The organism is Ralstonia sp. RRA (assembly GCF_037023145.1).
Lineage (GTDB): Bacteria > Pseudomonadota > Gammaproteobacteria > Burkholderiales > Burkholderiaceae > Ralstonia.
Window position 1 is genome coordinate 1539747 of sequence record NZ_CP146091.1, and the last position, 12508, is coordinate 1552254.

General features: G+C 62.8%; 12 protein-coding genes and 2 tRNA genes. 6 read left to right on the forward strand and 8 right to left on the reverse strand.

The genetic code is table 11. From position 1 onward, the window contains the following. Positions 1-21 precede the first annotated feature (21 nt). From V6657_RS07700 to V6657_RS07710, 3 genes are all read left to right on the forward strand, one after another. The gene (locus tag V6657_RS07700) at positions 22-1431 is read left to right on the forward strand and encodes a LutB/LldF family L-lactate oxidation iron-sulfur protein (protein WP_048932522.1); all 1410 of its coding nucleotides are present in this window, start codon (positions 22-24) and stop codon (positions 1429-1431) included. Then, positions 1428-1709 (forward strand): hypothetical protein, encoded by a 282-nt coding sequence (locus V6657_RS07705; protein WP_048932521.1) that lies wholly within the window; start codon positions 1428-1430, stop codon positions 1707-1709. The genes V6657_RS07700 and V6657_RS07705 overlap by 4 nt, the downstream gene beginning before the upstream one ends. 69 nt (positions 1710-1778) lie before the next feature. Beyond that, positions 1779-2093: a TM2 domain-containing protein gene (locus V6657_RS07710; protein WP_048932520.1), complete on the forward strand. Its 315-nt coding sequence runs from the start codon at positions 1779-1781 to the stop codon at positions 2091-2093. A gap of 185 nt (positions 2094-2278) precedes the next feature. On the opposite strand, the gene V6657_RS07715 is transcribed toward V6657_RS07710, so the two are convergent. The 5 genes from V6657_RS07715 to V6657_RS07735 all read right to left on the reverse strand — a co-directional run bounded on the left by V6657_RS07715 (position 2279) and on the right by V6657_RS07735 (position 4764). Then, positions 2279-3040, reverse strand: coding sequence for an arginyltransferase (locus V6657_RS07715; protein WP_048932519.1), 762 nt, complete (start codon positions 3038-3040; stop codon positions 2279-2281). After that, a complete protein-coding gene (gene aat, locus V6657_RS07720; protein ID WP_048932518.1) occupies positions 3027-3773 on the reverse strand; it encodes a leucyl/phenylalanyl-tRNA--protein transferase in 747 nt (248 codons plus the stop codon). Before aat ends, V6657_RS07715 begins: the two co-directional genes overlap by 14 nt. Before the next feature lie 25 nt (positions 3774-3798). Further along, positions 3799-4386 carry an NUDIX hydrolase gene (locus tag V6657_RS07725; protein ID WP_048932517.1) on the reverse strand — a complete coding sequence of 196 codons (588 nt, stop codon included), beginning with the start codon at positions 4384-4386 and terminating at the stop codon, positions 3799-3801. A gap of 196 nt (positions 4387-4582) precedes the next feature. After that, a tRNA-Met gene (locus V6657_RS07730) sits at positions 4583-4659 on the reverse strand. Between the two features lie 28 nt (positions 4660-4687). After that, positions 4688-4764 (reverse strand) — tRNA-Met (locus tag V6657_RS07735). A gap of 231 nt (positions 4765-4995) precedes the next feature. On the opposite strand from V6657_RS07735, the gene V6657_RS07740 reads away from it, so the two are divergent. Continuing rightward, positions 4996-6030, forward strand: coding sequence for a quinone-dependent dihydroorotate dehydrogenase (locus V6657_RS07740; protein ID WP_048932858.1), 1035 nt, complete (start codon positions 4996-4998; stop codon positions 6028-6030). Between the two features lie 16 nt (positions 6031-6046). Here the strand turns inward: V6657_RS07740 and V6657_RS07745 are convergent, their stop codons facing one another. Then, positions 6047-6286 carry a hypothetical protein gene (locus tag V6657_RS07745; RefSeq protein ID WP_048932516.1) on the reverse strand — a complete coding sequence of 80 codons (240 nt, stop codon included), beginning with the start codon at positions 6284-6286 and terminating at the stop codon, positions 6047-6049. 393 nt (positions 6287-6679) lie between these two features. Here V6657_RS07745 and V6657_RS07750 point away from each other — a divergent pair, with 393 nt between their 5' ends. Next, positions 6680-8584, forward strand: coding sequence for a potassium transporter Kup (locus tag V6657_RS07750; RefSeq protein ID WP_048932515.1), 1905 nt, complete (start codon positions 6680-6682; stop codon positions 8582-8584). Between the two features lie 76 nt (positions 8585-8660). Here V6657_RS07750 and V6657_RS07755 read toward each other — a convergent pair whose 3' ends face one another. Both V6657_RS07755 and V6657_RS07760 read right to left on the reverse strand, forming a co-directional pair. Further along, on the reverse strand, positions 8661-9101 hold the full coding sequence (locus V6657_RS07755) for a hypothetical protein (protein WP_048932514.1): 441 nt from the start codon (positions 9099-9101) through the stop codon (positions 8661-8663). Positions 9102-9288: 187 nt separating this feature from the next. Then, positions 9289-11625 (reverse strand): Tex family protein, encoded by a 2337-nt coding sequence (locus tag V6657_RS07760; protein WP_048932513.1) that lies wholly within the window; start codon positions 11623-11625, stop codon positions 9289-9291. A 110-nt stretch (positions 11626-11735) separates the two neighbouring features. On the opposite strand from V6657_RS07760, the gene V6657_RS07765 reads away from it, so the two are divergent. After that, positions 11736-12500, forward strand: coding sequence for a hypothetical protein (locus V6657_RS07765; RefSeq protein ID WP_048932512.1), 765 nt, complete (start codon positions 11736-11738; stop codon positions 12498-12500). Positions 12501-12508: the final 8 nt, after the last annotated feature.

Consider the following 12508-nt stretch of genomic DNA (forward strand, 5'->3'; position numbering starts at 1 on the left):
ACACGACGGAGACGCAATCGCATGCAAGTCCGCAGCATGGAATTCAAGGCGCGTGCCGGGCAGAAGCTTGCCGACAAGCGCCTGCAGCAGAACCTCACCAAGCTCTCAACGAAGTTCGTCACCGCGCGCGCGGCGGCTATTCAGGAGATTGATTTCCCGGCGACACGCGAGGCGTTGAAAGAGCGCCGAAACCGCGCGCTGGAGAACCTCGATGTCTGGCTTGCTACCTTCGAAGCTGAGGCCACGCGCCGTGGCGCCAAGGTGCTCTTTGCCGAAACGACGGCCGATGCCGCTCGCCTAGTGGCGGAAATCGCCCGCAAGCACGAGGTGAAGAAGGTCATCAAGAGCAAGTCGATGGTGACCGAAGAGATGCGCCTGAACCAGGTGCTCGGCGAGATGGGCGTGCAGAGCATCGAGACCGATCTGGGCGAATACATCCTCCAGATCAACGATAGCGAACCGCCGTCGCACATCATCGCGCCGGTGGTGCACAAGGATAAGGAGGAGATTGCCGACCTCTTTGCCAAGACGCACAACAAGCCGCGCCTGACCGATATCCCCGAGATGACGCGCGAGGCGCGCGAAGTGCTGCGGCCTGAATTTCTGTCTGCCGACATGGGCGTGACGGGCGGTAACTTCATCATTGCCGAGACGGGCTCGGTGGCCATCGTCACCAACGAAGGCAACGAAGGCATGTGCACGATCATGCCGCGCGTGCACGTCGCGGTGACGGGTATTGAGAAGGTGCTGCCGACGCTCGAAGATCTGGCGACCGTGATGCGCCTGTTGCCACGCTCGGCCACGGGGCAGGCCATCTCGAACTATTTCTCGTTGTTGACCGGCCCGCGCGCGCCCGGCGAGAAAGATGGCCCTGAGCATATGTACTTCGTCATCGTCGATGGTGGCCGCAGTGGCCTGATCGGCGGCGAGTTTCAGGAGATGCTGCGCTGTATTCGTTGCGGCGCGTGCATGAACCATTGCCCGGTCTATCAGAAGATCGGCGGGCATGCCTATGGCTGGGTGTATCCAGGTCCGATGGGCAGTGTGCTGACGCCGAGTTATGTCGGATTGTCGAACGCGCTGGACCTGCCGCAGGCGGCTACGCTGTGCGGCGAATGCAATCGCGTCTGCCCGGCATCGATTCCCTTGTCGGACCTGCTGCGCACGCTGCGCGAGAAGCAGATGGAGCGCGAACTGCGTCCGCAATCCGAGCGTTTCGGTTTGCGTGTATGGGGCTTCATGGCGCGGCGGCCGGCACTGTACTCGGCGGGTACGTGGGTTGCGGCGCGTGTGCTGCGCTGGATGGGCGGCGACAAGAAGCTGATCCATTCGCTGCCGGTCGGTAAGGGCTGGACGGATACACGAGACATGCCGGCGCCCGCCGGTAAGACATTCCGTGAGCTGTATCGTGAAAAGAGGGCGCGTGCATGACCGCTACTGAATCCCTGCAAACGCTGCGTGACGCGCTGGATCGCCACGCGCAGTCGCCTGACATTCCGCGCTTGCTCAAGCATTGGCGTGATGAAGCCACACTCGCACCGCTGGCTGTGCTGCCGCCGGCATACGATCAGGTTCGCCGGTCGATGCTGCAGCGGCTGGACATGGCCGTGTCGTTCAGTGAGGAGAGTTGTTCGTTCTCGCCCGCATCGCTGCTCGCGGAAATGCGCCTGTGGGCCGACAAGGCCGAGGCCAAGCTCGCCGGCATGTAATCGGTACGCGACATGGAACGCGCACGCGGCGTTGCTGTCTGACCGGAAACTCCCACGTTTGCCGACCTCATGAACGAAACTGCCCGCGAAATCATGCTGTACGACGCCCAGAAGAAGACCACGGGCGTCGCCTACCTCTGGTGGTTCCTGCTCGGCTTTCTGGGGGCACATCGTTTCTACGTGAAGCGGTCGGGCAGTGGCATTGCGCAGGCAGTCGCCAACATTGGCGGAACCTGGCTGGCGTTTCGCGATATGGGCAATACGGCCGGCTGGGTGCTGGCTGTCATCGGCGGGCTGTGGGTTCTGGTGGACGTGTTCCTGATCCCGGGGATGGTCCGCGCGTACAACACGGTGCTGGCTGAGCGGCTGACGGCCACGCCTTGAGAGGAACTGACGCTATGAACCGAGTGACTGGGTGGAAACGTGCCGTGCTGTGGGCGGTGGGATTGGTATGCGTTGGGGCCACGCTGGGTGGTTGCACAACCTCGCGCGAGCAATACAGCCAGAGTTCCAATATCAGCGCATATGGTGTGATTGATGCTGGGATTGAGCGAACCTCTCGCTGAGTTTCACTCCGTGGCCGGTGCCACGTCCTCAAATCGCCGCCACTCACCATTGACCAGCAGCTCCAGCGGCTGGAACAAGGCCTTGTAGGCCATCTTGCGGCTCTGCTCGATCCAGTAGCCGAGGTAGACATAGGGCAGGTCCAGCGCCTGCGCCTGGGCGATCTGCCAGAGCACGTTGTACGTTCCGTAGCTCGCTTTGTGCTCCGTCGGATCGTAGAACGTGTAGACGGACGACAGACCGTCTTCCAGCACGTCAATCATGCTCACCATGCGCAGCTTGCCCGCCGACGGCGATTCGGGCGGCTCGCGAAACTCCACCAGACGCGAATTCACCCGGCTTTGCAGCAGGAACTGTTCGTATTGGTCGCGGCTGTCGTGGTCCATGCCGCCGCCTGCGTGGCGGACGGATTGGTAAAGCAGGTAGAGCTGGTAGTGCTCTTCGACATAGGTGAGCGGGGCGACCAACGCCTCCAGCGACTGATGGCGCTCTGCTGCGCGACGTTGCGTGCGCGAAGGCGAAAACTGATCGACCACGACGCGGCAGGGCGTGCACGCATGGCAGTCGTCACAGTGGGGGCGATAGGTGAAGATGCCGCTGCGCCGGAATCCGGCGCGCACGAGCTTCGAGTAGACGTCCGCGTTGATCAGGTGCGCCGGCGTGGCGACCTGCGAACGCGCCAAGCGGCCATCCAGGTAGCTGCATGCGTAAGGCGCGGTGGCATAGAACTGCAATGCCGAGAGAGGAAGTTCCTTAAGCTTGCTCATTGCGCACGGTCCATCGACGAAGCACGGATTTGTCGAAGTGCCACGGCACGATGGCCGGCGCATTGGCCGCTTCCCGCACATGCGCGAGAAACGCTGCGCGCGGCACCGGGGCTCCTCCCAGCGACGCCAGATGTTCAGTCTCCTGCTGGCAGTCTATCATCGCGACGCCCTGACTGCCGAGGAAGGCGCACAGTGCCGCCAAGGCGATTTTCGAGGCGTCGGTACGGTGGGCGAACATGGATTCACCGTAGAACATGCGGCCCAACGACACGCCGTACAGACCGCCCACGCGCTTGCCGGCATACCAGGTCTCGACGCTGTGGGCATAGCCGCGGCGGTGCAGGGCGGTATACGCCTGAATCACATCCTCGGTGATCCACGTACCGTGCTGGCCGGGGCGTGCGGTGGTGGCGCAGTCGATCATCGTTTCGCGGAAGGCGTGGTCGATGCGCACTTCCCAGGCCGGATTGTCGAGCACACGGCGCAGTGTCTTGCGGAAGGTGGCTGATACGCGAAAGTCTTCCGGGCGCAGCACCATGCGCGGGTCGGTGCTCCACCACAGCACGGGCTGGCCCTGCGCATACCAGGGGAAGATGCCTTGCCGATACGCAATCAGCAGCCGCTGCGGGGAGAGATCTGCGCTGGCCGCAAGCAGCCCAGGCGCTTCGGATTCAGGCCCGAGCGCGCGATCGACCGGCGGAAAGGGATCGTGCGGATCCAGCCAGGCGATCATGATGCGGAGAAATGTTGAGGCTGGATTACGACGTCGTGGCCGGTGTGTCGACCGTGGCCGAGCGCATTGGCTTGTAGATGTCCAGCGTGTGGAGGCGGAAGCTGCCGTCGGTCAGTTTGCCTGCCGCGCGGTCGGCAAAGAAGCAGCGAAGCGTATGGATGACGGTCGGGAAGGCGAGGTCGTCCCAGGGGATGTCGGCTTCATTGAAGAGCGCGACTTCCAGGCTTTCCTCGCCCGGCGCGAAATCGAGATCGCTCAATCTGGCCAGGTAGAAGAGGTGCACCTGATGCACGTGCGGCACGTTCAGCACCGAATACAGTTCACCGATCTCGATGCGGGCGCCGGCTTCTTCCTGCGTTTCGCGCTCGGCGGCTTGCGCGGTGGTCTCACCGATTTCCATGAAGCCTGCAGGCAAGGTCCAGAAACCGTAGCGCGGCTCGATGGCGCGTTTGCACAGCAGGACCTGATCGTTCCACACGGGCACGGTGCCGACCACGTTGCGCGGATTCACGTAGTGAATCGTATTGCAGTGATCGCAAACGTCGCGCAGTCGGTTGTCGCCGGTGGGAATGCGCGAGACGACTGGCTGGCCGCAGTTGGAACAGAATTTCATGGGAACCATGAGCACTCAGGCAGGTGGAATGTCTCAGTGTATCACCGAGGTGACGCGGTCCCGCGTGGGGCGGGGTATCGACTGAGCTGCGGACTGCGGCAGCGCATAGAAAAGCAAAAAGCCCGCTAGTGCGGGCTTTGCTGGTGTGTTTTTTATTCGGCCCAGGTGTTGGAGCGAGCCGTTCGACTTTTGTCGTTGGTTGCGGGGGCAGGATTTGAACCTGCGACCTTCGGGTTATGAGCCCGACGAGCTGCCAGACTGCTCCACCCCGCGTCCGTAAAAAACACGTTCGACTTCTGGCTGGTTGCGGGGGCAGGATTTGAACCTGCGACCTTCGGGTTATGAGCCCGACGAGCTGCCAGACTGCTCCACCCCGCGTCCGTCGAAGAACGAGACTATATCGAAATCCCTGCGGCGACGCAACATCTTTCTCGTGCAATCGGCATCTTGGTGGTGCCTGATGCTCGTGCGACGTGCCTGCAACGTCAATCCGCACTTGGTACTTAGACTCATCGAACATCGTGGTGTTCGAATGCGGCGCACACGATGCATGGCAGTGCGCGCGCCGTTTACAATGCGGCCTTTCGCGTTCTTCTCCTGACTCTGACCGTGCTCAACGCCCTGTACCCGCTTGCCCGCCCGCTGCTGTTTTCGATGGACCCCGAAGACGCGCACCACTTCACGTTGAACCAGCTCAAGCGGGCGCATGCGATGGGGTTCTCCAGTTGCATTGGCGCGCGCATTGCGCCGCAACCGCGCACGGTGATGGGCGTGACGTTTCCGAACCCGGTGGGGCTGGCTGCTGGCCTAGACAAGGACGGCGCCTATATCGACGCGCTTGGCGCGCTTGGCTTCGGCTTCATCGAGGTGGGCACGGTCACGCCGCGCGCACAGCCTGGCAACCCGCGCCCGCGCATGTTCCGCTTGCCGGCTGCGAATGCGCTGATCAACCGCATGGGCTTCAACAATGGCGGCGTCGATGCGTTCATCAATAACGTGAAGGCATCGAAGTGGCGTGAGGCAGGTGGCGTGCTCGGCCTGAACATCGGCAAGAACGCTGATACGCCGATCGAACGCGCCGTCGACGACTACCTGCATTGCCTGGAGCGCGTGTACCCACACGCCAGCTATGTGACGGTGAACATCTCGTCGCCGAATACGAAGAATCTGCGCCAGCTCCAGGGCGCGAGCGAACTCGATAGCCTGCTCGGTACGCTGCGCGATGCACAGCAGCGCCTGGCTGATCAGCACAAGCGCTACGTGCCGGTGGCACTGAAGATCGCACCGGACCTCGACGACGACCAGATCGCCAACGTGGCCGATGCCTTGCTGCGCCACAAGATGGATGGCGTGATCGCCACCAATACGACGATCAGCCGCGAAGCCGTGACTGGTTTGGCCCATGCGGAAGAGGCGGGCGGCCTGTCGGGGCAGCCGGTGCGTGAAGGTTCGACGCGAGTGATTCGCGCGCTGCGCGGTTTGCTGGGCGATGCTGTGCCGATCATTGGCGTGGGCGGCATCCTGGCGGGCGAGCACGCGCGCGAGAAGATCGACGCTGGCGCACAGCTTGTGCAGCTCTATACCGGGTTGATTTATCGCGGTCCGTCGCTGGTGGCGGAATGTGCCCGCGCGCTGGCGCGTTGAGTGGAGCCCGCCGGCCCTAGCGCCGGGTCAGGTAGATGACGATGGCGCTGACGGCCACCAGGGTCGCCGCCACGTCATATGGGCCGGTGTAATCCGCCCACACCGCTGGATCTAAACGCTGCGCGAACGCCGACTGCGTCCAGGGCAGGATCACGCGTGGAATGGCGAACAGCACCACAGCCACCACCAGCAGCACGATCAGTGCGGCCAGTGCGGTCTGCGACCGTCCCCAGGTGCGGATGGATGAATAGGGCAAGGCTCGTCCCTGCTTAAAGATTGCTGTCCGGCCGTCAAGATGGTCGGCAGAAAAGTTTGCAATTCAGCTTTGTCGGGAATTCTCCTACAAAGTTCTGTCCGCCGCTGTCCTACGTTTGGCTATGTGCAGCACAGCATGCTTGACCCGGCAACGCGGTGCATAGCGCTTGGCTTTACACCGTTTTCTGCTGCCAATATCAAACGGTCGTTTGCTGAATCGGCGTGTTTCAAACACCTCCGAAACGCCAATGGCAAGGGGGATTTGTCCTGATGCAGCGCGGCAACGATTGCCCGTTTGAGGGGTTGGCGGGAGAAAGCCGCGGAGTACAATCCGCCCTCATTGTGCATTGCACTATTTTTTGAGCGGCCAGTAGTTCGGCCGATTTACAAGCGCATGAGTCAAGTTCTTACAGCAGCAGGGGTCCCCCCCAAGACCAACGTAAACCTGCGCGCCATGGTGATCGGCGCGGTCGGTGTGGTGTTCGGCGACATCGGAACCAGCCCGCTGTACTCGCTCAAGGAAGCGTTCAATCCGGAGCACGGCATTCCGTTCTCCAACACCGCGGTGCTCGGCATCATTTCAATGCTCTTCTGGGCGATGGTGATCGTGGTGTCGCTCAAGTACGTGCTGTTCGTCATGCGCGCCGACAACAACGGCGAAGGCGGCATCCTGGCGCTGATGGCGTTGTCGCTGCGTACGGCCAATCAGAATTCCAAGCGCATGTCGCTGCTGATGATGCTTGGCGTTTTCGGGGCGTGCATGTTCTACGGCGATGCGGTGATCACGCCGGCCATCTCTGTGCTCTCAGCCATGGAGGGCCTGGAGATCGCGGCGCCCGCGCTGTCGCCGTTTGTGTTGCCGATCACGCTGGTGATCCTGACGGGGCTGTTCCTGATCCAGCGCAGCGGCACGTCGGTGGTCGGCAAGCTGTTCGGGCCAGTGATGCTGCTGTGGTTTGCCGCTCTGGCGGCGCTGGGCTTGATGAACCTGGTGAAGGCCCCCCAGATTCTGGTAGCCATCAACCCGATGTATGCGATTTCGTTCCTGCATGACCACGCGCTGCAGGCGTTCATCGTGTTGGGTTCCGTGTTCCTAGTGCTGACCGGCGCCGAAGCGCTCTACGCAGACATGGGCCACTTCGGTGCGCGCCCGATCCGCTGGGCGTGGTTCTTTATCGTGGCGCCGAGCCTGCTGCTGAACTACTTCGGCCAGGGCGCCATGATGCTCGTCGATCCGAGCACAATCGAAAACCCGTTCTACCGCTCTGTGCCGGAGGCCCTCCAACTGCCGATGGTGGTGCTGGCGGCGGCCGCCACGGTCATTGCCTCACAGGCCGTGATTTCGGGCGCGTTCTCGCTGACGAGCCAAGCGATTCAGCTGGGCTTCGTGCCGCGCATGCGCATCCGTTATACGTCGGAAGCAGAGATCGGCCAGATCTACGTGCCGATGGTCAACTGGATGCTGCTGATCCTGGTGATTGGCGTGGTGCTCGCGTTCAAGAAGTCCGACAACCTGGCCGCGGCCTACGGTATTGCGGTGACGACCACGATGGTCATTACTACGGTACTGGCGGCGGTGGTGATGCGCTCGGTGTGGCGCTGGAACACCGCGCTGGTGACGCTGGTCATTGCTGGCTTCCTGGTGGTCGACCTGGCGTTCTTCGCGGCTAACCTGCTGAAGATCCTCGACGGCGGCTGGTTCCCGCTGATGCTGGGCGCAGGCGTGTTCTTCCTGCTGATGACCTGGTACAAGGGCAAGAAGCTGCTGCGCGCACGCAGCCTGGAAGATGGCATTCCGCTGGAGCCCTTCCTGGCCGGCCTGCTGGCCCATCCGCCGCATCGCGTGGAGGGCACGTCGGTCTTCCTGACCGGCAATACCGAGTTCGTGCCGGTGTCGCTGCTGCATAACCTGAAACACAACCGCGTGCTGCACGAGCGCGTGATCTTCATCAGCTTCGTCACGCGCGACATTCCGTACGTGGATGACAAGCACCGCGTGTCGGTGCGTGATCTGGGCAGCGGCATCTACATCGTCAAGGCGGAATACGGCTTCAAGGAAACGCCGGATGTGTACCGCGTGCTCGAGCTGGGCCAACCGCAGATCGGCACGCGCTGCGAGCTGATGGATACGTCGTTCTTCATCGCGCGTGAATCGGTGGTGCCGTCCAAGTTGCCGGGCATGTCGATGTGGCGCGAGCGCTTGTTTGCCTGGATGCATCAGAACGGCGCAAAGCCTTCGGACTTCTTCCATATCCCTGCCAACCGCGTGGTGGAGTTGGGGACCAAGGTCGAGATTTAAGACCCGCGTCGCTGAAAGACAAAACGGCCCGTGCGAGAGAGACGCACGGGCCGTTTTGCTTGGATGCCTGCAGTGATTACATCTTCGAGGCAGCGTGGTTGCGCTCACGGACTTCGTCGTTGCGCGCATGGACGTCATGATTGCGGTCCTTGACGTCGTGGTGCAGATCGCGGCGGTCTTTGTTCAGGTCTTTGCGGTCGGCGTTGACCTGACGCTGGTCTTGGGCGCGCTGCTTGTTCCAGTATTCGGCTCCCTTGACGTCGCCCTTGGCCAGATCACGGTCTTCACGGCGTTGGGCAGCGTTGCGCTCGGCACGTTCGTCAGCCAGGGCGGCCTTGTCCTTGCCGATGTCGGCGCGGTCGTGGCGGATATCGCGGTTGTCGTGACGGATGTCGCGGTTGTCCTGGCGGATCTGCTGGTTGTCTTGCTGGACTTGCGTGACCGGGGCGGTTTGAGCAAAAGCGGCGGTACCGGCAACAGCAAGCAGGGCGGCAATCAGGGTGTGGCTCGTCTTCATGGTGTTCTCCTCGTGGGTACCAGGCGGTGGTTGCCTGTGTCTCCTTAACGGGCCAAAAAGACGTGCCGACGACGCCCGAGTGTTAGCAAAGTTCCGCGCACGTAAGAACTTGTAACGTTATCGGGCGAGGCATGAAAAAACCCGCCGAGTCCGAAGACTGGGCGGGTTTCGCTGCGCAGAACGCGCGTCAGCGCTTGAGCTTGGCGAAGGCGGCCGCCATCGCGCCACCCGCCGGCGCGGCTTCGCGGCGTTGCTGCCCCCCTTGGCGATTGCCGCCGCCGTTCGGGCGATCGCCGCCGCCGGTGCGCGCCGGCGTCTGGCCCGGCTCGTCCGACAGGCGCATCGTCAGGCCGATGCGGTTGCGCTTCACGTCCACCTCCATCACCTTGACCTTGACGATCTGGCCGGGCTTCACCACCTCGTGCGGATCACGCACGAACTTGGTCGACAGCGCCGACACGTGCACCAGCCCATCCTGATGCACGCCGATGTCGATGAACGCGCCAAAGGCCGCTACGTTCGTCACCACGCCTTCCAGCGCCATCCCGGGCTGCAGGTCCTTGATGTCTTCCACGCCGTCCTGGAACGTGGCGGTCTTGAACTCGGGGCGCGGGTCGCGGCCGGGCTTTTCCAGTTCGGAGAGGATGTCGACCACGGTCGGCAGGCCGAATTTCTCATCAGTGAAATCGCGCGGGGTCAGGCCACGAAGTGCTTCGCGGTTGCCGAGCACGTCGACGATGCCCTTCTTGATGCTGTCCAGAATGCGCTTGACCACCGGATAAGCCTCCGGGTGGACAGACGAGCGATCGAGCGGGTTGTCGCCATCGTTGATGCGCAGGAAGCCGGCGGCCTGCTCGAACGTCTTGTCGCCCAGGCGCGGCACCTTCTTGAGCGCATCACGGTTGGCAAACGCGCCGTTGGCGTCACGGTATTCGACGATGTTCTTGGCGAGGATCGAGTTGAGGCCCGATACACGCGCCAGTAGCGGGGCAGAGGCGGTGTTCACATCCACGCCGACCGCGTTCACGCAATCCTCGACAATGGCGTCCAGCGCGCGGGCCAGCTCGCGCTGGTTCACGTCGTGCTGGTACTGGCCGACGCCGATCGACTTGGGGTCGATCTTCACGAGTTCGGCCAACGGGTCTTGCAGGCGGCGGGCGATCGACACTGCGCCGCGCAGCGACACGTCCAGTTCCGGGAATTCCTTGGCCGCCAGTTCCGATGCGGAATACACCGACGCACCAGCCTCGCTCACCACAATCTTGGTCAGCTTGAGTTCGGGCATGTTGCGCATCAGGTCTTGCACGAGCTTGTCGGTCTCGCGGCTGGCGGTGCCGTTGCCAATGGAAACCAGCGCCACGTTGTGCTGCTTGGCCAGGCGTGCCATCGTCGCGAGCGAACCGTTCCAGTCGCGGCGTGGCTCGTGCGGGTAGATGGTGGCGGTCTCCAGCAGCTTGCCGGTGTGGTCGACCACGGCGATCTTGCAGCCGGTGCGGATGCCTGGGTCGACGCCCATCACGGCCTTCGGGCCAGCGGGGGCGGCCAGCAGCAGATCGTGCAGGTTGCGGCCGAAGATCTTGATGGCTTCGGCTTCGGCTGATTCGCGCAGTTGCGTCAGCAGTTCGGTCTCGATATGCGGCTGCACCTTGACGCGCCAGCACCAGCGGCACACGTCCGACAACCACTTGTCCGCCGCGCGGCCTTTGTTTTCGACGCCGACATGGCGCGCGATCATGATTTCGCACGGGTGCGGGCTCATCGCATCCTGTTCTTCGCCCAGGCCGAGCTTGACGAACAGCACGCCCGCATTGCGGCCACGGAACAGCGCCAGCGCGCGGTGCGACGGCACGTTGCGGATCGGCTCGCTGTAGGCGTAGTAGTCGCGGAATTTTTCTTCCTCGGCGGTTTCCTTGCCTTCCACCACCGTCGATGACACCAGGCCCTGGTTCCACAGGTGCTCGCGCACCTTGCCCAGCAGTTCGGCCGTTTCGCCAAATTGTTCGGAGAGGATGTCGCGTGCGCCGTCCAGCGCGGCCTTCACGTCGGGCACGCCGCCATCAGCGGTCGGGTTACCGTTGACGAATTTGGCGGCTTCGGCCTGTGGGTCGAGTGTCGGATCGGCCAGCAGCGCCTGGGCCAGCGGCTCCAGGCCACATTCGCGGGCGATCTGGGCGCGTGTGCGGCGCTTGGGCTTGTAGGGCAGGTAGAGGTCTTCCAGCACCTGCTTGGTTTCGGCCGCTTCGATGGCCGCGCGCAGTGGGTCGGTCAGCTTGCCTTGCTCTTCAATGGAGGCCAGGATCGCCGCGCGGCGGTCTTCCAGCTCGCGCAGGTACAGCAGGCGCTCTTCCAGGTTGCGCAGCTGCGTGTCGTCCAGGTTGTCCGTCACCTCCTTACGGTAACGTGCGATGAAGGGCACGGTGGCACCTTCGTCCAGCAGTTGCACGGCGGCGGCAACCTGATGCGGCTTGACCGCCAGTTCAACGGCAATGCGGGAGACGATCTTCTGCAACACGGAATCGGTCATTGCTTCCAGAGAGTGCGATGGGAAGCCGCGCATTTTGCCATAAGGCACAATCTGTTCCGGTGCTGATTGCGCGCCCCACGCGACGTTTGCGGCACAGGCGCGGTGATAAAATGCAAGTTATGCCTACGCTCCCGTTTTCCGCCCATCACCGCGCTGGCGCGCGCCGTGTTTCTCGCCTGGTTCTGCTGCTTGCCGCGCTCTGTGCTGCGCCGGCGTGGAGCCAATCTCAGTCGGCCGCTGTGTCAACCCCTGCGTCGACCCCAGCCGTGTCTGCCACACCACCGGATTTCGGTGCGGAACACGACCGCATCACCAGCGCCAAATCGTGGGCCGAATACCGCTATGCGCAGACCGAGCGTGCCTGTTACGACAAGTTCTTCGTCACGCGCTGCATCGACAAAGCCAAGGATGTGCGCCGCACGGAACTCCACACCATCCGTGAGCGCGAGTTGGCACTGGATGAAGCCGAGCGCGCCGACCGCGCTGCTCGCCGCGATCAGGATCGTGCCATCCGCGAGGCTCAGTACAACGCTGAGCGTCCGCAACGCGAAGCTGCTGAGCAGAAGAACCGCACCGACTTCCAGAACAAGCAGGAACAGCAGCGCCTGAACGAAGTGCAGCGCCAGGCTGAGGCGCCACAACGTGCAGCCAACGCACAGGCGAACGCTCAGAAGCAGGCGGAGCACAATGCCAAGCTCAAGGCCGCGCAAGAGCAGGGCGCTGCCAATGCTGCCAAGCGCGCGGAAAGCGTCAAGCAATTCCAGGAGAAGCAACAAGACGCCGCGCAGCGTCAGAAGGAACTGGAAGAGCGTCGCGAGCAGACCAAGCGCCGCAACGAACAAAACAACAACAACGCGAGCCCGTTGGGGTTCTAAACTTTGAA

What these genes read in the sequence shown, in the direction of transcription:
- V6657_RS07700 (WP_048932522.1), top strand. Translation starts at nt 22, where the DNA reads ATGCAAGTCCGCAGCATGGAATTCAAGGCGCGTGCCGGGCAGAAGCTT.
- V6657_RS07705 (WP_048932521.1), top strand. Translation starts at nt 1,428, where the DNA reads ATGACCGCTACTGAATCCCTGCAAACGCTGCGTGACGCGCTGGATCGC.
- V6657_RS07710 (WP_048932520.1), top strand. Translation starts at nt 1,779, where the DNA reads ATGAACGAAACTGCCCGCGAAATCATGCTGTACGACGCCCAGAAGAAG.
- V6657_RS07715 (WP_048932519.1), bottom strand. Translation starts at nt 3,040, where the DNA reads ATGAGCAAGCTTAAGGAACTTCCTCTCTCGGCATTGCAGTTCTATGCC.
- aat (WP_048932518.1), bottom strand. Translation starts at nt 3,773, where the DNA reads ATGATCGCCTGGCTGGATCCGCACGATCCCTTTCCGCCGGTCGATCGC.
- V6657_RS07725 (WP_048932517.1), bottom strand. Translation starts at nt 4,386, where the DNA reads ATGAAATTCTGTTCCAACTGCGGCCAGCCAGTCGTCTCGCGCATTCCC.
- V6657_RS07750 (WP_048932515.1), top strand. Translation starts at nt 6,680, where the DNA reads ATGAGTCAAGTTCTTACAGCAGCAGGGGTCCCCCCCAAGACCAACGTA.
- V6657_RS07755 (WP_048932514.1), bottom strand. Translation starts at nt 9,101, where the DNA reads ATGAAGACGAGCCACACCCTGATTGCCGCCCTGCTTGCTGTTGCCGGT.
- V6657_RS07760 (WP_048932513.1), bottom strand. Translation starts at nt 11,625, where the DNA reads ATGACCGATTCCGTGTTGCAGAAGATCGTCTCCCGCATTGCCGTTGAA.
- V6657_RS07765 (WP_048932512.1), top strand. Translation starts at nt 11,736, where the DNA reads ATGCAAGTTATGCCTACGCTCCCGTTTTCCGCCCATCACCGCGCTGGC.